The 22,120-nt window shown below is 61.1% G+C and carries 18 protein-coding genes; 13 read left to right on the plus strand and 5 right to left on the minus strand.

The genetic code is table 11. The features are described 5' to 3' along the window. The first annotated feature begins 115 nt into the window (after positions 1-115). The 4 genes from ACYQ14_RS10295 (at position 116) to ACYQ14_RS10310 (ending at position 6,627) form a co-directional block, all read left to right on the plus strand. Positions 116-1,612: a hypothetical protein gene (locus ACYQ14_RS10295; protein WP_459887762.1), complete on the plus strand. Its 1,497-nt coding sequence runs from the start codon at positions 116-118 to the stop codon at positions 1,610-1,612. Between the two features lie 292 nt (positions 1,613-1,904). After that, entirely contained in the window at positions 1,905-3,482 is a 1,578-nt protein-coding gene (gene pheS / locus ACYQ14_RS10300; protein ID WP_459887765.1) for a phenylalanine--tRNA ligase subunit alpha, read from the plus strand. Next, positions 3,482-5,263 carry a phenylalanine--tRNA ligase subunit beta gene (pheT, locus tag ACYQ14_RS10305; RefSeq protein WP_459887768.1) on the plus strand — a complete coding sequence of 594 codons (1,782 nt, stop codon included), beginning with the start codon at positions 3,482-3,484 and terminating at the stop codon, positions 5,261-5,263. Before pheS ends, pheT begins: the two co-directional genes overlap by 1 nt. Positions 5,264-5,523: 260 nt before the next feature. Then, positions 5,524-6,627: an IS630 family transposase gene (locus tag ACYQ14_RS10310; protein ID WP_459887771.1), complete on the plus strand. Its 1,104-nt coding sequence runs from the start codon at positions 5,524-5,526 to the stop codon at positions 6,625-6,627. A gap of 116 nt (positions 6,628-6,743) precedes the next feature. Here ACYQ14_RS10310 and ACYQ14_RS10315 read toward each other — a convergent pair whose 3' ends face one another. Then, positions 6,744-6,941 carry a SymE family type I addiction module toxin gene (locus ACYQ14_RS10315; protein WP_459887774.1) on the minus strand — a complete coding sequence of 66 codons (198 nt, stop codon included), beginning with the start codon at positions 6,939-6,941 and terminating at the stop codon, positions 6,744-6,746. A gap of 240 nt (positions 6,942-7,181) precedes the next feature. On the opposite strand from ACYQ14_RS10315, the gene ACYQ14_RS10320 reads away from it, so the two are divergent. The 8 genes from ACYQ14_RS10320 (at position 7,182) to ACYQ14_RS10355 (ending at position 16,483) form a co-directional block, all read left to right on the plus strand. Beyond that, on the plus strand, positions 7,182-7,490 hold the full coding sequence (locus ACYQ14_RS10320) for a non-histone chromosomal MC1 family protein (protein ID WP_459887776.1): 309 nt from the start codon (positions 7,182-7,184) through the stop codon (positions 7,488-7,490). Positions 7,491-7,840: 350 nt separating this feature from the next. Beyond that, the gene (locus ACYQ14_RS10325) at positions 7,841-9,166 is read left to right on the plus strand and encodes an MFS transporter (protein WP_459887779.1); all 1,326 of its coding nucleotides are present in this window, start codon (positions 7,841-7,843) and stop codon (positions 9,164-9,166) included. 51 nt (positions 9,167-9,217) lie between these two features. Beyond that, the gene (pheA, locus tag ACYQ14_RS10330) at positions 9,218-10,024 is read left to right on the plus strand and encodes a prephenate dehydratase (protein WP_283836516.1); all 807 of its coding nucleotides are present in this window, start codon (positions 9,218-9,220) and stop codon (positions 10,022-10,024) included. Between the two features lie 54 nt (positions 10,025-10,078). Continuing rightward, entirely contained in the window at positions 10,079-10,534 is a 456-nt protein-coding gene (locus tag ACYQ14_RS10335; RefSeq protein ID WP_459887782.1) for a peroxiredoxin, read from the plus strand. A gap of 110 nt (positions 10,535-10,644) precedes the next feature. Further along, positions 10,645-11,073, plus strand: coding sequence for an Hsp20/alpha crystallin family protein (locus ACYQ14_RS10340; protein WP_459887785.1), 429 nt, complete (start codon positions 10,645-10,647; stop codon positions 11,071-11,073). 216 nt (positions 11,074-11,289) lie between these two features. Then, positions 11,290-13,989 carry a leucine--tRNA ligase gene (gene leuS / locus ACYQ14_RS10345; RefSeq protein WP_459887788.1) on the plus strand — a complete coding sequence of 900 codons (2,700 nt, stop codon included), beginning with the start codon at positions 11,290-11,292 and terminating at the stop codon, positions 13,987-13,989. A gap of 128 nt (positions 13,990-14,117) precedes the next feature. After that, positions 14,118-14,936 (plus strand): YqjF family protein, encoded by an 819-nt coding sequence (locus ACYQ14_RS10350; protein WP_459887791.1) that lies wholly within the window; start codon positions 14,118-14,120, stop codon positions 14,934-14,936. A gap of 104 nt (positions 14,937-15,040) precedes the next feature. After that, entirely contained in the window at positions 15,041-16,483 is a 1,443-nt protein-coding gene (locus tag ACYQ14_RS10355; RefSeq protein ID WP_459887794.1) for a sugar porter family MFS transporter, read from the plus strand. A gap of 17 nt (positions 16,484-16,500) precedes the next feature. Here the strand turns inward: ACYQ14_RS10355 and ACYQ14_RS10360 are convergent, their stop codons facing one another. Further along, positions 16,501-17,517, minus strand: a complete 1,017-nt coding sequence (locus tag ACYQ14_RS10360) for an ornithine cyclodeaminase family protein (RefSeq protein ID WP_459887797.1) — start codon at positions 17,515-17,517, stop codon at positions 16,501-16,503. Positions 17,518-17,666: 149 nt separating this feature from the next. Between ACYQ14_RS10360 and ACYQ14_RS10365 the strand changes: the two genes are divergently transcribed. Next, a complete protein-coding gene (locus tag ACYQ14_RS10365) occupies positions 17,667-18,149 on the plus strand; it encodes a DoxX family protein (RefSeq protein ID WP_459887799.1) in 483 nt (160 codons plus the stop codon). Positions 18,150-18,503: 354 nt separating this feature from the next. Here the strand turns inward: ACYQ14_RS10365 and ACYQ14_RS10370 are convergent, their stop codons facing one another. The 3 genes from ACYQ14_RS10370 to thsA form a co-directional block, all read right to left on the minus strand. Then, the gene (locus tag ACYQ14_RS10370) at positions 18,504-18,902 is read right to left on the minus strand and encodes a hypothetical protein (protein ID WP_459887802.1); all 399 of its coding nucleotides are present in this window, start codon (positions 18,900-18,902) and stop codon (positions 18,504-18,506) included. 54 nt (positions 18,903-18,956) lie between these two features. Beyond that, the gene (locus ACYQ14_RS10375) at positions 18,957-19,844 is read right to left on the minus strand and encodes a hypothetical protein (protein ID WP_459887805.1); all 888 of its coding nucleotides are present in this window, start codon (positions 19,842-19,844) and stop codon (positions 18,957-18,959) included. A 561-nt stretch (positions 19,845-20,405) separates the two neighbouring features. Next, positions 20,406-22,085: a thermosome subunit alpha gene (gene thsA, locus ACYQ14_RS10380; RefSeq protein ID WP_459890042.1), complete on the minus strand. Its 1,680-nt coding sequence runs from the start codon at positions 22,083-22,085 to the stop codon at positions 20,406-20,408. Positions 22,086-22,120 lie beyond the last annotated feature (35 nt).

Raw genomic sequence — 22,120 nt, forward strand, 5'->3', positions numbered from 1 at the left:
ATCGGCAGTCTCTTCGTTCTCGGTTGCTCTCTCCCGGACTCTTTTCACTAGTTTCTGAGAATTATTTTGATGTCTGACGTAGATACAAACGGTTGGATACCGAACCGAGAAGACGATGGACCGTCGCCCGCCTCGAGACCCGAGCGAGGACGCACTCGTCTGTGCTGACGTACTCGGCGCGTTCGGCATCTCTGCAGGGGATATCGAGCGCCAAACGACGGGGGATGGTGATCGCCGGTCGACTGACGAATCCGCCCTCGAGGAGACGCTAACCGATGCGCTGGAGGATGCGCGGGATCGAACGGCGTTTCTCCGCCGAACGATTTGTGGTACGGCTCGTGGAATCGACTGTTCGGCTCGCTACTCGAGTCGGGATCTCGAAAGCGAATTGGGCGGCGTCTTCGCGTCGCTGGGCTGGTCGGTCGACCTGTTTGCAGATCGGTCGGGACTCGAACTCTCCGTGAGCGGGTTGCAGGACCGAACACGCGAACTTGCTGTCGAGTACCCCGAGACGCCACTGGGGTCAGACAACCTGCCCGCCGTCCTTTCGTCGCTCAACGAACGCCTTCTGTCGGGAGTCGACGCTCGATTCGTCCTCCTCTCGGCGGGCGTCGACCGCTGGCGCGCCGCGCTGATCGAGAGCGACGAACTCGAGCGTCTCCGCGAGCGCTACGGAGATCGGATCGAGGCGTTCGAGCGGCCGCTCCGGCTCGAACACGACTGTGAGTCCTACGACTCCGACGATCCGTCCGAACCGTGGCCGGAGTGGGCGAGCGAGCGAACGCGAAAGCAAACCGGGCGCACAGCGGGAGGTGAACCGAACTCGAGGAGCGGCGACGGATCCTCGTTTATCACGGAGGCTGAGCCAAGCCGTTCGGCGGACTCGGATCGTTCGGAGCACTCCGATCAGTCCGCGCCGTCTCCGAACGGTTCCGGCGGCCCGGACGTTTCGTCGCCCTCGAGCGATTCGCAGGACAAAGCACGTACGGAACCTTCGCGAGACGAACGCACAGCGTCTCGAGAGGACCCGAGCGACTCGAACGGCGAGTACGATGGTTTCGAACTCGCCGGCGGTTCGCCGACCGTCACCCGATCCGGCGGATCTGTCTCGAGCGAGACAGTTGCGAGCGATACAGACCCCGACTTCGGCGGCGTTTCCGACCGAGACGATCGAAATTCGGACGGACGACAACCCGAAAAATCTTCGAGCTCGGCCGCGAAGCCGATTTCGGCGAGGTCTTGTCTGGACCTCGAGACGGGTTCGGACGACGACTCGGAATCGGGCTTCGGAACGCTATCTGGTTCGCCGACGACGACCCGCGTCTCGAGCGACTCCTTCGACACGGCCGATGAGACGCAGACGGACGAGGAACGGTACCGGGCGTTGGGAGCGGCACTCGGGACGGGCGAGGACGTCTCGGTGACGGGACTGCTCGAGGACGACGAGTTTCTTCCCGAACTCCCGGCCGTCGAACCGAACGAGACGCGTCTCACGTTCGACGATCCGTTCGAACCCGGCGCGATCGAAGCGGCCAGAGCCCGGTCCGAACAGTCCGGATTCGAGTGGGTCGACTCCGGGTCGCTCGAGACGACGCGGATCTCGAACGGATAGATTCGACTGCAGTCGGAGCTACCCTCATCGGGGAACACGGGACAGTCAGGCGTGCGACCGTCCCGCAAGATTTTTGCTCGAACCGGATCATTTTCCGGGTATGGCAACCGAATCCCACGTTCGTGCCAGCGTCACTCGCAAGCCACAGCGGTCGGTTTCGGGATTCGGCTTCGCTTTTTTCCGGTGAGCGTCGGTGGACGTCCGCGTGGCTCTACCGGGCCCCGCGGGTCGAAACCGACCGCACCGAGTCGGAACCGCTAACTGACCGACCCACAGCCATTGAAGTAAGCGAATGAAACTTCCACACGCACAGGCCGCGGTCGTCGAGACCGCGAGCGCAGACGAGGCACAGTCCGTCGACGCCCTCGCTGCGGCCACCGACCTCCCTACCGAGACCGTCACCGGCGCGGCCTTCGAACTCGAGGAGGAGGGGCTGGTCGCCGTCGAGGAACGGGTCGACGAAACGGTATCGATCACCGAAGAGGGCCGCGAGTACGTCAACCAGGGGCTTCCCGAGATTCGACTCTACGAGGCCGCACTCGAGGCCGGCGCGGCCGACGACCCCATTTCGATGGGGCAAGTCATCGGCGCGTCCGGGCTCGAGGGTCAGGCGGTCGACATCGCGCTCTCGAACTACGCCCGGAAAGGGTACGGTTCGATCGACAGCGGCGAGATCACCGCCGATTCCGACGCCAATCCAGGCTCGGATTCGGAGGCAAACGCGCTCGAAGAGATCGCGGCAGCGACGGAAGCCGACGACGGAGCAACGGGAGCCGACGACGCCGCGGGCGGCGCTGGATCGTCACCCGCCGACGCACTCGGTATCGACGAGGAAACGCTCGAATCGCTCGAGCGGCGAGACCTGCTCGAGCGGAGCGAAACCACCGTTCGATTCGTCACGCTGACCGAACTCGGCGTCACGGAGCTAATGGGTGGAGTCGAGACCACAGAGACTGTCGGACAGGTTACGCCCGACCTGCTCACGAGTGGTGACTGGGAAGACGCCGAGTTCGCCGAGTACAACGTCGAAGCCGACGCGGAGCCGGTACAGGGCGGGAAGGTCCACATTCTGCGACAGACCGCAGATCGCGTGAAAGACGTTCTCGTCGGGATGGGCTTTCAGGAGATGGAAGGCCCGCACGTCGACGCGGACTTCTGGATCAACGACTGTCTGTTCATGCCACAGGACCACCCGGCGCGGACCCACTGGGATCGGTTTGCCCTCGAGCAACCGACTCATATCGAGGACTTACCGGCGGATCTTGTTGACCGCGTCGAACGCGCCCATCGCGAGGGCGTCGGCGACGACGGCGAGGGGTATCACTCGCCGTGGGACGAGGACTTCGCGCGGGCGCTCGCACTACGCGGACACACGACATCGCTCTCGGCGCGCTATCTCTCCGGCGAGGAGATCGGACGATTAGAGCCGCCACAGCGTTTCTTCAGCGTCGAGAAGGTGTACCGAAACGACACCCTCGATCCCACGCATCTCCTCGAGTTCTTCCAGATCGAGGGCTGGGTGATGGCCGAGGATCTTTCCGTGCGCGATCTGATGGGCACCTTCGAGGAGTTCTACGCCCAGTTCGGGATCACGGACATCGAGTTCAAGCCACACTATAATCCGTACACGGAACCGAGCTTCGAGCTGTTCGGAACCCATCCGACGACGGGCGAACTCGTCGAGATCGGCAACTCCGGGCTCTTCCGCGAGGAGATGCTCGAACCGCTCGGCGTCGAGTGTGACGTGATGGCGTGGGGGCTCGCCCTCGAACGCCTGCTCATGTTGATGTACGGTTTCGAGGACATTCGCGACATCCACGGCACGCTGTGTGATCTGGAACTGCTGCGAGAGACGGAGGTGACCTACTAATGCCCACGGTCGAAATCGATCCCAACGAACTGCGCGAGTTGACTAACGCCGACGAAAAGAGCGACGACGACTTAATCGACGATATGTTCGCGCTCGGTCTCGAATTCGAGGGCCGAACAGAGGACGACGAGTTCGAACTCGAGTTCGCGCCCGACCGGCTCGACCGGCTCTCGGTCGAGGGCGTCGCCCGCTCGCTTCGCTACCAGTATGGCGACGACCGGGGCGTCTACGTGCCGAATACGAACTCCGCGGAGTGGACGATCACCGTCGACGAAGCGGTAGCCGAGGAGCGGCCCTACGTCACGGGCGCGGTTGTCCGCGGCGTAAACTTGGACGAGGATGCGCTTGACTCGCTCATTCAGTTGCAAGAAAAGCTCCACGCGACGATGGGCCGAAAGCGCGCGAAAGGAGCGATCGGGATTCACGACCTCACCATGCTCAAGGGGAGTTCGGTCGGGGACGCCGACTCGAGCGTTCGCTACACTGGCGTCGCCCCCGAGGAAGACAGTTTCGTTCCCCTGGATGCGGATCGGGAAATGACGCCCGCGGACGTTCTCGAGGAGCATCCGACCGGGGAAACCTACGCCGATCTCGTTCGGGATACAGACCGGTACCCGGCGATCTACGACGAACTGGGGCTGTTCTCGTTCCCGCCAGTGATCAACGGGCGGCGCACGGAGGTCACGACGGGCTCTCGGAACCTATTCGTCGAGTTGACCGGCACCGACCAGTGGACGATCGACAAGATGTGCGCCATCATCTGCTACGCGCTGAGCGCCCGCGGGGGCACCATCGAGGAGGTCACTGTCGAGTATCCAGACCACGACCTGATTCGCCCCGATATCTCGACGGAGACCAAGACGGTTGCCCACGAACGCATCGAGACGATCCTTGGCATCGACCTCGATCCCGAGGAGGTCATCGATCTGGCCGAACGGGCGGGACTCGAGGCCGAGACGGCAGAAGCCGACGGAGGTCGGAGCGTCGAGCGAGCCGAACGCGACGACCACGACCGCGAGGATCTCGTCTACGAGATAACGATCCCGCCCTACCGCGTCGACGTGCTTCACCCGATGGACCTGATCGACGACCTCGGCCGGGCCTACGGCTTCAACGAACTCGAGCCGCGCTACCCCGACGTGGGAACCGTCGGCGGTCGCCACGAGCGGAGTCGCCTCGAGGATGCGACACGCCGCAATCTGGTCGGATTAGGGTTCGAGGATCTCCTGAACTTCCACATGATCAACGAGGAGGAAAACTTCGATCGCATGGTGCTTCCCGCTGACGGCGCCGACGGCGAGCGTGCTGAAGGCGAGGCCGTCTACGGCGCCGGCGAGCCCGCGACGATCAAGGAACCCTACAGCGAGGACTATACCATGCTCCGGACGTGGGTGCTCCCCTCGCTCGTGATGGTCCTCGAGCGAAACACCCACCGCGCGTATCCGCAGGACCTCGCCGAGATCGGCTTCGCCGCGGAGGTCGACGAGTCCGAAAACACCGGCGTCACCGAACGTCGAAGCGTCGGTGCCGTGCTCGCTCGCCACGACGCAGCCTACGAGGACGCGAAGGGACGACTCCAGACGCTCGTGGGTGATTTCGGCGGCAAACTCGAGACGCCCCCGACCGAACACCCGTCGTTCATCGACGGGCGAACCGCCGCGGTCGTCATCGACGGCGAGGAAGTCGGCGTCATCGGCGAACTCCATCCGAAGGTGCTCGTCGAACACGACCTCGAGGTACCCGTGGCGGCGTTCGAGTTCGATCTCGAGGCGCTGAACTGAGTAGGATCTCTGTTGATTGGATGCAGTACGGCTATGATATTTTACCGCGAGCGAACGAAGTGAGCGAGCGGGCCGACGACTGACTCGGAGTGAGCAACGCGAACGGAGAGGAGTGTCTTCGTGAGTGGAACGAACGAAGGCTCGGAAGTCGCAGCCCGCGAACGGAGTGAGCTGGACCGTCTTCCGGTGCTTTTAATCGAAGCTAAGCGGGAGCTTAATGAGTGACGGAAGTTATGGGCATGGGCTGAGATGGGCGAGTAATGGGAGGAGACCGGCGAGGCGATCTCGTTCGTCATCTGAGTGAGGGGGAGTTGGATCGTCTGCTGGACGAAGCAGACGATCCAAAGATAATCAAACGGCTCACCTTTGTCAAACGTCTCTACAAGGGTGCAACGTACGAGGAAGCAGCCGACGACGTTGGTAAATCTGCGTCGACTGGAAGTCGCTGGGCACGTCGATGGAACGATGGCGGACTAGGTCAGTTGACACCGAACTTCGGGGGCGGAAGGCCCCCGAAGGTCGGTGACAAGGAACAAGAGCGTCTTCTAGAACTTCTCCGGGAGGGACAGCCCTGGAAAGCACAGGAAGTTCATCAGCTTCTGGACGAAGAGTTCGATGTTGAGTACCATCCGGATTATCTCGGTCGATTCCTCCGGAACCTTGGACTATCCTACGCGAAACCACGTCCAAAACGCCCCTCTCGGCCAGAGAACGCCGATGAAATCCTCGAAGAACGCGTCGCAGACGCGTTCGACGAGGAACCAGAGACAGCACATAACAAGCGTCCTGATGATGAGGACGAAGGCTGGGTTCTCGACGACGATATCTGTACAGATGGGGGAACTGTCGTCGGTTTTTGTGACGCTTCGCATCCGCAACCATACGACAATTCGCATCGACTGTGGTACGTCGATGATCCGACACTGGAACGACCGCTGGTGAAGCTTGACGAACCAGCGGTCGGGTGCTATACGCTTAACGGTGAAAGTGTCCTAACGTTTCCTGAAGATCAATCGAAAGAGAACATCTGTGCCCTATTGGAGGAGGTCCGCGAGCAGAATCCGGGAACGCGGATTCTGCTCGTCTTGGACAACTTCTCGTCTCACATCTGTGAACACACGCGCAAGCGCGCACATCAACTTGGTATCGATCTCGTTTTTCTTCCGGTCGGCTCACCGCATCTCAATCCAATCGAGCAGGTCTGGAAAGTGCTCAAACGGAACGCTTCACCAATTGTCGTGGCGAGCGAGAGCGCGTTCCGCACTCTCGCTCGCCGTCTCTTCAACACCCTTACGAATCGACTTGGATTCGCCAAGTCCTGGATCGACCAGTTCCTCAGTCCATATTTGCAAAAGTTATCTTGATCATTACGCTCCCGCGAGGTTGTCGGCGCTCTTTTGAGGATTTTGCCGAGGGACACCGCGTTCACACCAGCTATGTCTGGCATGAACTCGGTAGACCACAGCGCAAAACTTCGTCTCTAGAACTCGTGTTCGACTTCCTCCTCGTCGGCTTTCTGGATGATGATTTTTCCGTCTCGAACACGGACGAATACCTCATCACCGATATCCATGCCCGCCACCTCGAGTTCGTCTTCGTGTAGATTGAGGTGGACGTTGTGGTAGTTTCCGTCCTCGTCTTTGGCGCCGCTTGGACTCAACTTCTTTTTCCGGACCATCGCGGGGTTCTAACTCGAACTTCACTGCAGGATATACTTAAGTGTTTTCTACGCAATATCGATGTACTATGTCTCGTATGCTGTACGTATGTGAATATATGCGACGACTTTCACGCTCACAATCAATTGGTGGAAGGTGGTGGCGTGTCGAGTTCACTTAAAGATACCGGCGCAGTCGGTCGGTTTTGGGGGATATCTTTATGTCGGACCGTGTGCTGAATTGACATGGAGGGAAAAACCATGGTACGTGAAGATGGTAAGCGAAACTTTGCACTGCGCGCGACGAACGGCAACGAGGAGAGCGTCTTCTCTGGAAACACACCTCGGCAGGCTGCACTCAAGGCAGCACGGCGACTCGAGCCCGGCTCGAGCGAGGACGCCGCCGAGCGAGTCGAACTCCGACTTCGAGAGAAAGGAACCGATAAAGTCCACATCTACGACGGCTGGGCCTGGGAGGAAACTGCGCCAGACGACAAGCCGGACTGGATGCCGGACGAGATCACGGAAGCGAACGTGGCCAAACAAGGAATCGACCACCTCGAAGAATAATCGGTTGTCGGAGATTCTCGATAGGCTACTTCTCGAGTGACAACTAGCAGAAGACGGGAGTACTCGCCCGAAATCGTCCGATGTCTGGTCTCAATTAGTTTGGTAGTTGGTGTAAGATTGTGACCGCGTGTCCAGTTTTGTAACATCATAATACGACCTAGTGCTATGGCTATCTCGTAGTATTGTTATGCCTGACTAAGAAGCACGTTTATGAGTGAGAGACTGGCCATTATTGAATAGAATATGGGCCTGATCGTTCACCAAACTTGCAGTAAAGAAGATGATTGTTCAGTATGGTGTTGGTCCGTCCGCTTATCGACTTCGTCGGACGGGTCATGTGAGGTGGGCGTATGATCGCTCCGAAGTGGAAGAACCTGCTACTCGCGACGGCGATGTTCAATCTCGGGTTCGTGATCTGGTTTTCGTTCGCGCCGTTCACTGGCGATATTGCCGACGAGTTCGGACTCTCGGTGGCCCAGATCGGCATCGTCTCGAGTGCGGCCGTCATCGCCGTTCCGCTCGGACGGATCCTCGTCGGTCCGTTCACCGATCGATTCGGTGCACCGATGATTGCCGGGATCACTCTCGTGGTCGTCGGCATCTTCTCGATTATTAGCGCGTTCTCACAGACCTATGAGGTGTTCGTCGGTTCGCGTATCATCGCCTCGCTGGCCGGGATCACGTTCGTCATCGGAATCCAACACGTTTCACAGTGGTTCGAGGAGGAGAACCTCGGACTGGCTGAAGGGATCTTCGCCGGCATCGGCAACGCCGGTGCGGGACTGGGCGCGTACTTTACCCTCCCGCGAATCTTCGGCGAGAACTACGTTGGGCCGCTTTTTTCCTCGAACTGGCGAGCGGCGTTTTTCTACACGGGTGTTATCGCGATCGTCCTCGGAATCGTTTACTTCATCTTCGGTGGCGCTGCCAAGACCGAAGAGCGACGCCTAGCGGCGAAAAACGGCGTCAACAGACAACAGTGGCTGTACATCGCGACTCGCCACGGTGCCGTCGTTCTCTCCGCGGCCTACGTGATGACCTTCGGCCTCGAGGTCGCGATGAACGGCTGGCTGGGGACCTACTACCGTGAAGGGTTCGGGCAGGGAGATATCGTGATCGCCGCGACGTTCGCCGCGACGTTCTCAATCGCGGCCGGACTCCTTCGTCCGATCGGCGGCTACACCAGCGACGTGGTCGCTCGCAGGGAGATATCGGTCCTCCCGTGGTTCGAGGGTCGATACCGGGAACAGTGGACCTTCCTGACGCTCGCCTTCGTCGTCCTGACGATGTTCGGGATGACCGCTGCCGGATTGAGCGGGAGCATCTATCTCGCGGTGACCGCCGGCTTCTTCGTCGGCGTCGGCTGTGCGTTCTCCGAAGGGGCGATTTTCGCGCAGGTACCGGCGATGTTCCCGAACAACTCCGGCACCGTTGCGGGGGTCGTCGGGGGTCTCGGAACCATTGGTGGTACGGTCTACCCGCTCGTGTTTTCCGCTCCGTTCCTTCCGAATCTCCACGTTGGCTACGCGATCGTCGGCGCAACGATGATTCCAATTTTGGTCCTCTGTGCGTGGGTGTTCCAGCCGGAGATCGCCGAGAACGCGACCGAGGACGGCTGGTTCGTCACCGGCGACGGATCTACCGGAACCGGTTCTGCCACCGCTACCGACGACTGATCGGACGAAATTCCCGATGGGCTTTTCCTTGCCACCCATAAACAACGGGTGATGACCGTAGTTACCCTCGGACCCGAAGGAACGTACTCACACCGGGCGGCCCAGGCGGTCGACGACGATATCGACTTTCGTCAGTCCGTGACGGCGATCGTCGACGCGGTCGCGAGCGGAGAGTACGATCGGGGTATCATCCCGATCGAAAACAGCATCGAAGGAAGCGTTACGGAGAGTCTCGACGCGATCGCGGAGTACGAAATCGCGATCGTCAGCGAGATCGTTACGCCCATCAATCACGCTCTGCTCGCCCAGTCCGACGATTTCGACACGATCGCGAGCCACTCGCAGGCGCTTGCCCAGTGTCGGTCCTACCTCGAGAGCACATATCCGGACGCGACCCTCGAGGCCGTCGCGAGCACGGCCCAGAGCGTCGAGTACGCCCGGGAGGATCCCTCGGTGGCCGGTGTCGCCCACCCGGATAACGCGGGCGACGGCATCGAGGTCATCGCCGACGACATTCAGGAGCAGTCCTCGAACGCGACCCGATTCTTCGCGGTCGCGCCGGCGGCGGACCGCTCGCCTGGCGGCGGTAAAACCTCGATCGTCGCCTACCCCGACGTCGACTATCCCGGACTGTTGCTGGAGCTACTCGAGCCATTCGCCAACCGGAACATCAACTTGACGCGACTCGAGTCCCGCCCGAGCGGCGAGCGGCTGGGAGACTACGTGTTCCACATCGACATCGAAGCCGGGCTCTACGAGTCCCGAACCGAGGAGGCTCTCGCCGACCTCGAGGAGCTCGCAGAGAACGGCTGGGTCCGCCGGTTGGGATCGTACGACACCCAACACGTCGTCGAGTAGCGCGATCGACGGGGTACCGCAAACTGTTTTCCGCGCCTCCGAGTAGGATCGAACATGCCACTTTCGGAGGGAACAGCAGTTCAGGCCGTGAGCGCGACCGATCAAAACGGCGACGAGCGCCGCCTCGAGTTCGCCGAGCCGACGGTACTGTACTTTTACCCGCGTGATGCGACACCGGGCTGTACGACGGAGGCGCGACAGTTCGATCGCGAACTCGAGAGCTATCGCGACGCTGGCGTCACCGTTTACGGCGTCTCGACCGACGACGTTGACTCCCACCAGGAATTCTGCGAGGCGGAGGGCCTCGGGTTCGACCTGTTGGCGGATCCCGAGGGTGAACTGACGGACGCTTTCGACGTCGACCGCAGCGGCGGGGCGGCGGCGCGGACGACGTATTTCCTGGACGACGGCGAGGTGAAGACGGTCTACGAGAACGTCGATCCGGATGGCCACGCTCGAGCGGTCTTGGGCGACGCGCTCGAGGCCGGTCACGTGACGCTTTCCGAGTAGGGTTGCGCGTTGTCGGGTACCGTCACCGTTCTCGATGGTAGCGGCGGCTGTCTCGTTCTGTCGCCAATTGACGGGCAGAATTTATTCTACTCGAGCGCGTACGGTGACCTATGCGACAAAACCCGTTCGACGACCTCGAGGAAATGATCGACCGAATCAGCAAGCAGGTCGAAGAGGGGATGATCAGCGGCGGCGGTGGCGGCTTCCAGATCCCTGGCTCAGTCGCCGTCGACGTCGCCGACCGGGGCGAGGAGTTCGTCGTTACCGCGGATCTGCCGGGCTACGAAACCGACGATATCGAGCTCACGCTCTCGGACGGCTCGCTTCGACTCGAGGCGGCCCGCGAGGACGAAACGGCGTTCGAAGAGGGCGAGTACGTCCGTCGCGAGCGGACGAGCCAGTCAGCAAGTCGGCGAATCCGTCTGCCGGAACCGGTCGACGAGGAAGCGGTTTCGGCGACCTTCACCAACGGCGTGTTGACCGTGGCACTGCCGAAGGTGAGCGGAGACGACGAGTCGAAACAGATCGACATCGAGTAACGAATCAAGCGTCGGCAGGCTCGAGGACGACCGAGCCGACGAACCGTTCGGAAGGGCTCCGAACGAAACCGTTGAGTTTTGGAGCAGCGTTTTGCGTGAAGCGATCGACCAACGACAGGAGAGACCAACAGTGACAGCATACAGACAGCGACGAACGCGAGCCAACGATTGGATGGAAAGGTATAGGGCGGCGTCCCGAACACACGTAAACAAGAGATGAGCGAAGAGGGATACGACCACGTAGCGGTCGAACGGCGCTGGCAGGAGGCCTGGGACGAGGGTGAGGCGTACCGAACGCCCGACGACATCGAGGATCCGACGTACGTACTTGGGATGTACCCATATCCGTCCGGGAAGCTTCACATGGGCCACGTCCGAAACTACACGATTACGGACGCCTACGCCCGATACCGTCGAATGAGCGGCGACGATGTGCTTCACCCGATGGGATGGGACGCGTTCGGCTTGCCCGCCGAAAACGCGGCCAAAGAACGCGATACGAACCCACGCGACTGGACGATTGACTGCATCGATACGATGCGCGAGCAGATGGCCTCGATGGGCTTTGGCTACGACTGGGACCGAGAGATCGCGACCTGTGAGCCGGAGTACTACCAGTGGAATCAGTGGCTGTTCTCCCGATTCCACGACGAAGGGCTGGTCGAACGACGCGACGCCGAGGTCAACTGGTGTCCCGAGTGCGAAACCGTCCTCGCCGACGAGCAGGTCGAAGGCGAGGCCGAACTCTGCTGGCGGTGTGACACCCCCGTCGAACAACGGGAACTCGAGCAGTGGTTCCTGAAGATCACCGAGTACGCCGACGAACTGCTCGAGGACATCGACGACCTCGAGGGCTGGCCCAACTCGGTGCGCCAGATGCAACGCAACTGGATCGGCAGGCAGTACGGGACTGAACTCGAGTTCTCGATAGCGGGCCACGGCTCCGTCGAGGCCTTCACCACTCGCGTCGACACCATCCACGGGGCGACCTTCTTCGCGCTCGCGCCGGATCACCCGATCAGCGAGGACGTAGCCGCGGAGGACGAGAAAGTCCGTCACTTCATCGAGCACGAGGCCGACCCCGAGGGCGATGAGCCAAACGGCGTCGAAACCGGCCTGACCGCGACCAATCCCGTCACCGGTGACGAGATTCCGGTCTACGTCGCGGACTTCGTCCTCTCGGACGTCGGGACTGGTGCGCTGATGGCCGTTCCGGGTCACGACGAGCGCGACCACGCCTTCGCACAGAAGATGGACGAGGAGATCGTTCCCGTCATCGCCCCCGAACCGGACGATTGGGACGGCGAGACGGACCCCGACGCGCCCGATGTCAGCGAGGAGGCGTTCACCGACGATGGCATCCTCGTGAACTCGGGCGAGTACTCCGGCCTCGAGAGCGAGGCGGCCCGCGAGCGACTTACCGACGATATCGACAGCGCCGAAGAGGCGACCCAGTACCAGCTTCGCGACTGGGGGATCTCCCGCCAGCGCTACTGGGGAACACCGATTCCAGTCGTCAAGTGCGACACCTGTGGACCCGTGGTCGTTCCCGACGAGGAACTGCCGGTCGAACTCCCCGAATTCATCAACACCACCGGCAACCCGCTCGACGAAGCCGAGGAGTGGAAGCGGACGACCTGTCCGGAGTGTGGCGGCGAGGCCACTCGAGAGACGGACACGATGGACACCTTCGTCGACTCCTCGTGGTACTTCCTGCGGTACGTCTCGCCGGATCTCGAGGATGCACCGTTCGATCTCGAGCGGGCCAACGACTGGATGCCCGTCGACCAATACGTCGGCGGTATCGAACATGCCGTGATGCACCTGCTTTACTCGCGATTCTTCACGAAGGTGCTCGCCGATCACGAGGGTCTCGAGCACCGCGAGCCCTTTACGAACCTGCTCGCACAGGGAATGGTCCAGCTCGAGGGCGAGAAGATGTCCAAATCCGTCGGTAACGTCGTCTCGCCCCAGCGGATCGTCGAGGAGTACGGCGCGGACACGGCCCGGCTGTTCATGATGCAGGCCGCCCAGCCCGAGCGCGACTTCGACTGGAGCGAGGAAGGCGTCAGATCGACCTACGCGTTCTTGACTCGACTCAAGAGGATGGTCGAAGAGTACGCGGCACAATGCGCCACAGAAGATGCGAGCGGGGACCACCCACGAGCTGAGGCACCCGACGGCGACGACGACGCCATCGCGAGCTACGTCGAGAGCGAGATCGACGCGGCGATCGCGATCGCCAGCGACGAGTACGACGACCTGACGTTCAACGCCGCGGTTCGCGAAAGTCAGGAGCTGGTTCGGACGCTTCGTCAGTACGCCGACTACGCCGACCCACACACGGAAACCTACGAGCGCGGGCTCTCGGCGGTCGTTCGACTGCTGGCTCCGGTCGCGCCCCATCTCACCGAGGAGCTGTACGACGCCCTCGGTCACGACGAGTTCGTCGTCGACGCCCCGTGGCCGACCGCGACGGTTGACCGCGAGCACATTGACAAGCGGCGCAGTCTGGTCGAGAACACCCGCGAGGACATCCGTCAGATCATCGACGTCGCCGGCATCGAGGATCCGAAATCGATCGACGTCGTCGTCGCTCCGGAGTGGAAGTACGACGCCTTGGAGATCGCCATCGAGAGCGACGCCGACAACCTGATCGGCGAACTCATGCAGAACCAGGAGATCCGAGAGCAGGGCGACGCGGCGGCCAGCTACGGACAGGATCTGCAGGTCGAGCGAGAGGCGCTCACCCGAACGCTCGAGGCCGAGGCCGAACACGCCGCCCTCGAGTCGGCCGCGTGGTTGATCGAGCGGGAGTTCGACGTGCCGGTTCACGTCGTTCGCGCAACTGAAGTCAGCGACGACGTGCTTCGAAACGCCGAACCCGGTCGGCCCGCAATCGAGATCGAAGACTGACTTCAGCGCGATTGGGCGCGATCGATTGGAAGAGGCCACGCTAACCTGCTGTCTTGAGTACCCGGCAACGCACCCGCGTTCTTTTATCCGCTCGTTCCCCGTACGAACGTCCACTCCGTCGGATCGCGATGAACTCCGAACAGACTTCCACGAACGTCGATAGAACTGACCGATCGCGTCGCGGTCGCCGCCGCAGGCGAGATCGGCCGCGGACGCCCCACGTCGCCTCGATGACCTGGCGGGACGGGCTGTTCGTCCACTGGCCGATAGATCACGATGCGCTTCGACCGCACGTCCCGGATTCGCTCCGTCTCGAGACCCGAGACGGTTCGGCCTGGATCAGCGTTCTTCCCTTCGTCCTGTCGAACGCCGGGATTCGCGGGTCGCCCGAACTCACCCGGTTCGCATTTCCCGAAATAAACGTGCGGACGTACGTTCAGTACCGCGGCGAACCGGGTCTGTTCTTTTTCAGTATCGACGTCGGGAACCCGCTCGTCGCAACCGCTGTCGGCAGAACAACCCGTCTTCCGGTCTACAACTCTCGAATGCACGTCGGCAGGGCCGACGATCGCGTCTCGTTCTCGAGCGAACGAACGACCGATCGCTGGCAGACCGATTTGTTCTCGGACGGCAGGCCGACGACCGACGGTCGAGGACGATTTTCGGCCAGCTACGAGCCGGACGGTGCCGTTTATACGGCCGAACCGGGATCGCTCGAGTACTGGCTCACCGCTCGAAAACGGTTTTACGCGCCCGAGAGCCGCGGCGTTATGACCGGCGAGATCGCCCACGAACCGTGGCCGCTTCGGCCGGTGACGGCGACGATCCACGAAAACGACCTCTTTCGATCGAACGGCTTACCGGAGCCGAACGCGGACCCCATCGTTTCCTACTGTGAACGGCTCGAGATGACCGGATCGATACTCCGTCGAATCCGTCAGGATTGACCTCCGGATGGGTGTTTTTCTCATTCGCGACTACCGTTGACAACGGCACCTGATACCGATGAGTTTGTTAACTCCGGTCTGAAAGAATCTTTCACACACTATCAATGTCGTCTACTCAGACAGGCGCGGCAACCGGCGATCGGAACTCGTTCGTGTACGTCGTTGCGGGTCTGGCAGCTCTCAACGGCTTACTGTTCGGATTCGATACCGGCGTGATCTCCGGCGCGATGCTCTACATCCGACAGACGTTCGAGCTGACGACGCTTCTTGGGTTCTCGGTGAATCCCTCCTACGTCGAAGGGGTGATCGTCAGCGGCGCGATGATCGGCGCGATTTTCGGGGCCGCACTCGGCGGTCGACTCGCGGATCGGCTCGGCCGTCGTCGGCTCATTCTCGTCGGCGCGGTGATCTTTTTCATCGGCTCGCTTATCATGGCGGTCGCACCGACGGTGGAGATACTTATCCTCGGCCGGATCATCGACGGCGTCGGCGTCGGCTTCGCGTCCGTCGTCGGGCCGCTGTACATCTCCGAAATCTCGCCGCCGAAGATCCGCGGTTCGCTGGTCTCGCTCAATCAACTGACGATCACGAGCGGCATCCTCATCGCGTACCTGGTGAATCTCGCCTTCTCGAGTGGCGGCGAGTGGCGCTGGATGCTCGGGCTCGGAATGGTCCCCGCGGCGATCCTCTTTGCTGGAATGCTCTTCATGCCCGAAAGTCCGCGATGGCTCTACGAGCAGGGCCGCGAGGCGGATGCGCGCGAGGTGCTTTCTCGAACCCGCACGGAGGGGCGAGTTAGCGACGAACTCGAGGAGATAAAAGAGACGATCCGGACCGAGTCCGGCACCCTTCGGGATCTGCTCTCGCAGTGGGTTCGTCCGATGCTGATCGTCGGCGTCGGTCTGGCGGCGTTCCAGCAGGTTACCGGGATCAATACGGTGATGTACTACGCCCCGACGATCCTCGAGTCGACCGGCTTCGAGGATACCGCGTCGATTCTCGCAACCGTCGGAATCGGTGCGATCAACGTCGTCATGACCGTGGTCGCCGTCTTGCTAATCGACCGAACCGGTCGTCGACCGCTGTTGCTGACGGGGCTCGCGGGGATGACCGGAATGCTCGCGGTCCTCGGTGCGGTGTTCTATCTGCCCGGTCTTTCGGGTGTTATCGGTTGGGTCGCGACGGGAAGCCTGATGCTGTACGTCGCCTTCTTCGCGATCGGCCTCGGACCGGTGTTCTGGTTGATGATCTCCGAAATCTATCCGATGGAGGTTCGGGGAACCGCGATGGGCGTCGTTACGGTCGTCAACTGGGCCGGCAACCTAATCGTCTCGCTGACGTTTCTCCGACTCGTCGACGTCTTCGGCCAGTCCGGAACGTTCTGGCTCTACGGCGCGTTTTCGCTACTTGCGCTCGTCTTCTGTTACAAACTCGTTCCCGAAACGAAGGGCCGGTCGTTAGAGGAGATCGAAGAAGACCTGCGCGAGACGGCGGTCGGAAACGGTCTCGAGGACCGCTCCTCGAAAGCGACGAAAACCGACGACTGATCGCAGATCGGCGCGAGCTATATTCCGGTGTCGATCATTCCGAACTCGTCGCCGTCGCCCCGTTCTCGAGCGTTCTCGTAGACGACGTGAGCCGCCGCCACGTCCTGAATCGCGAGCCCGGTCGAATCGAAGACCGTGACGCCTGTCTCGTCGGTTCGGCCCGGCTTCTGCCCGACGACGAGTTCGCCGATCTCGCCGTGGATATCCGAGTCCGTCAGGGCACCGGTGCCATAGGGGACGTTGATCTCGCCCGAATGAGTACACTGCTCGTGGTCGTCGATGACGACCGTGGCCGACTGCAGGAGAGCATCCGTCAGTTCGTGTTTGCCCGCCGCGTCGGCCCCGATCGCGTTAATGTGGGTGTGGTCGCCAACGTCTTCGGTGCTGACGACGGGATCTTCGACGGGCGTCACCGTCGAGAGCACGTCGCAGTGGCCCGCTTCCGAAATCGAGCCGCTCCGGATGTCGAACTCATCCTCGAACGTTTCGATGAACCGCTCGAGGCGCGCCTCGTCGAGGTCCGAGACGACGACCTCTTCGATCGACCGGACGGCCGCGATGGCCTCGAGTTGCGTGTACGATTGGACGCCAGCACCGACGATTCCCAGGCTCGAGGCGTCCTCGAGGGCCAGATAGTCCGTCGCGACGGCCGCGGCCGCGCCGGTCCGTTTCATCGTCAGCTCGGCTCCGTCCATGATCGCCAGCGGGAACGCCGTCTCGGGATCGGAGTAGATCATCGTTCCGAGGACGGTCGGCAGATCGTGATCCGCCGGGTTGTCGGGGTGGACGTTGACCCATTTCAGCCCGGCGGCGTCCCACCCGTCGGAAGCAGTAGAATCACTTTCTCGAACCTCGAGGTAGGCCGGCATCGAGCGGAAGTCGCCGTTGTACTGTGGCAGATCGATGTAGGATTTGGCTGGCATCTGCGCGTCGCCGCGTTCGTAGGCCCCAAAGGCGTCTTCGACCGCTCGAACCATGTCCGTCATTCGAGCGTTTTCGTCGACGGCTTCGCTATTCAGAAGGAGTGTATGCATGCGTGCAAATATTGCGCGATGCTATTTAGTTTGTGTCAAATGGTTCGCGTTCGGTCGTCCGGACGATCAACTCTCGAGCGACCGGCGTTATTTCTGACATTGAACCCTGTGGAGTCAAGCATATATGCGCGGGAAGGGAACACACGGATATGGTTGATGGTAATTCAATCGAACGAATCGGAACGCAGTGGAGTCCCGTAATTCTTCGACTGGCGCTCGGAATTGTCTTCGTCGTCGCGGGTGCCGGAAAGGTTCTCGAGGTCGGTCCGAAGGCGAGCGGAATCGCTGGCTTCACCGACACCCTCGCCGGGCTTGGCGTTCCCTTTCCGACGCTGTTCGCCTGGTCCGTCGGTCTGCTCGAGTTGGTCGGCGGACTCTTGCTCCTAATCGGACTACTCACCAGATACACCGCGGCCATCCTCGCCGTCATCATGGCCGTCGCGACCGTCCTCGTCCATCTTCCCGAGGGGTTCGTCGCCGGCGAGGGCGGTATCGAGTACACCCTCGTGCTGACGCTCACCTCGCTCTCTCTCGCGCTGAGCGGGCCGGGAGCGGCGTCGCTCGAGCGACACCTCTTCGATGAAGAACTGTTCGTTCCGACGGACTCGAGTCGCGGCCAACGGACCGGCTGATCGTCGGTTCGGCGTTGCTACTCGAGGTCGGTGAGAACGCAAAATGAGGAACAGTTAGACGTGGATCCCGGTTCTTGAATTGTTCCTCAAGTGCGGGCCGTGCTCGATCGATCGCCCCGGTTCGCAGTACCGGGGCAAAATCGCCTTCGTCATTGCCTGTGCCGGAAAGGTACTCGAGGTCGACCCGAAGGCGAGCGGAATCGCCGGTTTCAGCGAACAGCTCGCCGGAGTGTCCTCCGATTTGTACCGTGAGGGCCGCGGCCCGAACGGGCCGACGACTGATGTGGAAGCCGTGGCGTGTAGCGCCGCGGCGAGGCGAACGGCGATCGGTGTCTCGCCGCCGAGTTCGACCCACTACCCTTGTTCGTACACCAGGCCGTCCTCCGTCGTGTACGAGAACCACAGTTTCCTTGGCGGTGTCGAGTCGTCGGTGGGATCCGTCGGTATCTCGACCATGCCGCGATCGTCGGCCAGTTCGTACTCGAGGGTTCGTGCGTCGTCGTCGAACGGGTCCGTTCGGTACCCCTTCCCAGCCTCGATATGAAGACGATCGTCGTACAACACCTCCGCAGCCGATCCGCGAACGTCGACATGGAGTGCCACGTCGTCGTCAGTAAGGTTGTTCACGACGAGAACGGCAGTGTCCTCGCGTTCGTCCTCGTATAGGGGAAGTGACTCGACACACCCCTGTAACGAGATGAGACCGACGACGACGATAGTTCGGAGGATTTGCCTCCGAGAACGCGAGTACATGTGCAACGAGTGGTTTTCATCACTATAAGTAATTGTTCGTTCCTCCAACACCAGCTACATCACGTCTTCAGCTTTGATATGGAAGGTATCGCCCTCCGGCGTGTGCTGGAAGGCCTCCGACTCGTTGTACGAACTCGATGAAAACGAGATCTGTGCGGGATACGAAACTGACACTTCAGGCTCGGTTCCCTCCCAGGCGTACTCGTAGATGCCTCTGAAGGACGTATCGGGTCTGAAATCGACGCCCTCCTCGAGGAAGACTCCTGACGTTACCAGTTGACTCCAATCCGTTTCGTCAACGCCGGTATAGCCTGAATCGACCGACGCTTGATACCCATCGACGAGAATGCCGAGACCGGAGCCCGTCCAACTTCCTTCATCGAATTGCGTATAGTCGTCCGTGATCACCGACTCGTGAACCCTGCGATGGTCCCGTACTTCCACTTGATCTTCCTGCCACGTGAGTCCGAGCGTATCTACCGGATCTTCGGGTCCGGCGTAGATAGTACCCCACGGATACGATGGATCGGGGGCGTACCCGTAGTGAAATTGGATGAAGTACGAATAATGAAACTCTTCGGCCCGCGGTTGGTAACTCAGCGAAAACTGGACATCGATATCGGCGTCACATTCCAGCGGATCGACGCAGATAGGCGCTTCGTGACTTTCGACCTGAAGCACATCGTCGTCCGATTCGAAATTCGGTACAGACAATTGGGCACTCTGTTCCTTGTGCGAAATACCGCTCTCATCAAGATACGTCCGTCGTTCGTCCAACCCATCTTCTTTGGCGATTCGATTCGCCTCGGCGATCTGTTTCGTGAACTCTTCGCTTGGATCCGTCTCGTCGTCCGCAACAACAGTATTCGCTGTTGAGAGTCCAACTACCGCCGCACCAGCCGATTTCAGAACTAATCTCCGCGCCATATTTTTATTGGTCATTGCGATAGACAATTCAACCGTCCAATAATAAATAACTTTCTATATTTTCACGTCCGAGGAAAAGAGGTAGCTTGATACGAATACTCCTTCCCTACCGATTTTCGGAGTGATTTGACCGGCAATAGGTCCTGATCGCCTTGTTCACGGTACGCACCATAGTTCGATACGGTCGCGATTACCGACAAGTATCATCGGTCTTGGGCGACTCCATCAATGTTTGCACTCGACCCATGCCGGTTTTCGCTCGGAGTCCGCTCTGTCGGAACCGAGCCATCAACGACGGATTCGACACCTAGCATGACCGTTCAGTCGATAGAAATAGAGAGAGCCAAACAAATAGTGATTGAACAAATTACTTTGCGTGATCGCTGAGAAGCGGCTCGAAGAAACGAACGAAGTTCACTGCGAGTGGGCCGACAACTGACTTGGAACGAGTGAAGCGAGCGAGAACCTCACCTTTCCGCGGAATCTTCGATTTCGCACCCCTTATGATGTTCTCGCTCCTTGCTCGCGGCTTTCGCCGCTCGCTTTTCGGAGGTCTTCGCGCTACTCAGACCTCCCTCACATCATGCCGCCCATGCCACCGCCCATGCCGCCCATGCCGCCGCCCATTCCGCCTGGGCCGCCTGGGCCGCCTGCTGGCATGTCGTCGCCGTCGTCGTCGTCCGGTGCGCCGCCTTTCAGCTCGCCGGCGGCGATGACGTCGTCGATGCGAAGCAGCATGACTGCGGCTTCGGTTGCCGATTCGATCGCCTGGCTCTTCACGCGAAGCGGCTCGTAGACACCCTCGGCGTCCATGTCGATGGTGTCGCCGGTGTAGGCGTCGAGTCCGGCGGCCGTGTCGCCGCCGTCGTGGGCGCTTCGAAGTTCGACGAGCGAGTCGATGGGGTCGAGTCCAGCGTTTTCGGCCAGCGTACGTGGGATGACCTCGAGGGCGTCCGCGAAGGCTTCGATAGCCAGCTGTTCGCGGCCGCCGACGGAGTCGGCGTGGTCGCGCAGTGCCAGCGAGAGTTCGATTTCGGGTGCGCCACCGCCGGCGACGACCTGTCCGTCTTCGACGGTCGTTCGGACGACGCCGAGCGAGTCTTCGATCGCGCGGTCGACTTCGTCGATGACGTGTTCGGTGCCACCGCGGAGAATCAGGGTGACAGCTTTGGCGTCTTCGACGTCCTCGACGAAGATGCGCTGGTCGCCGGCGATGTCTTTCTGTGCGACGCTGCCGGCGAAGCCGAGGTCGTCCTCGGTGATGTCGTCGACTGTCGAAACCGGGCGAGCGCCCGTCGATCGGGCGAGTCGGCTCGCGTCACTGGATTTGACGCGACGGACGGCGATGATGCCCTCCTGTGCGAGGTAATGCTGGGCCATGTCGTCGATGCCGCCGTCGACGAAGACGACGTCCGCGCCGACGTCTGCCAGCTTGTCTGCCATCTCCTGGAGCTGGGCCTCCTCTTGTTCCATGAACTCCTGGAGCTGGTCGGGATCGGTGACGTTGACTTCGGCGTCGATCTCGGTCTCTTTGACCTCGAGGGCACCGTTGACGATCGCGACGTTGGCGTCCTCTGCGAAGTACGGCATGTTCTCGGAGACGCGCTCCTTGTCGACGATGACGCCCTCGACGAGCTCGGAGTTCTCGATCGAGCCGCCGACGACCTTCTCGACTTTGATGTTGTCCGTGTCGATTCCGTCGTCGTCGGCGACCGTCTGGACTGCTCGGACGACGAGTTCGGAGAGCAGCTCTCGAGCGTTCTCCGCACCTTTGCCGGTCATCGCCGTCGAGGCGATCTGCTCGAGGACCTCGGTGTCGTCCTCGTCGACTTCGATGGCGATGTCCTCGAGGGCGTCCGTGGCGACCTCGGCGGCCTGTCGGTATCCCTGTGCGAGTGTGGTCGCGTGGATATCCTGGTCGAGGAGTTCCTCGGCACGCTTGAGGAGTTCACCGGAGACGACGACGGCGGAGGTGGTGCCGTCGCCGACTTCGTCTTCCTGCGTCTGGGCGACCTCGACGATCATGTTGGCCGCCGGGTGGTCGATTTCCATCTCCGAGAGGATGGTGACGCCGTCGTTCGTGACGACGACCGAGCCCGTCGAGTCGACGAGCATCTTGTCCATTCCTTTCGGGCCGAGCGTCGTCCGGACCGATTCCGCGACGGCTTTTCCGGCCGTGATGTTCATCGATTGTGCGTCTTTCCCGGAGGTTCGCTGGCTGTCCTCGGAAAGTACGATGAGGGGCTGATTGCCCATTTGCTGTTGTGCCATAGTCAAACGAAGGATTGTTT

The organism is Halostagnicola bangensis, assembly GCF_054653435.1.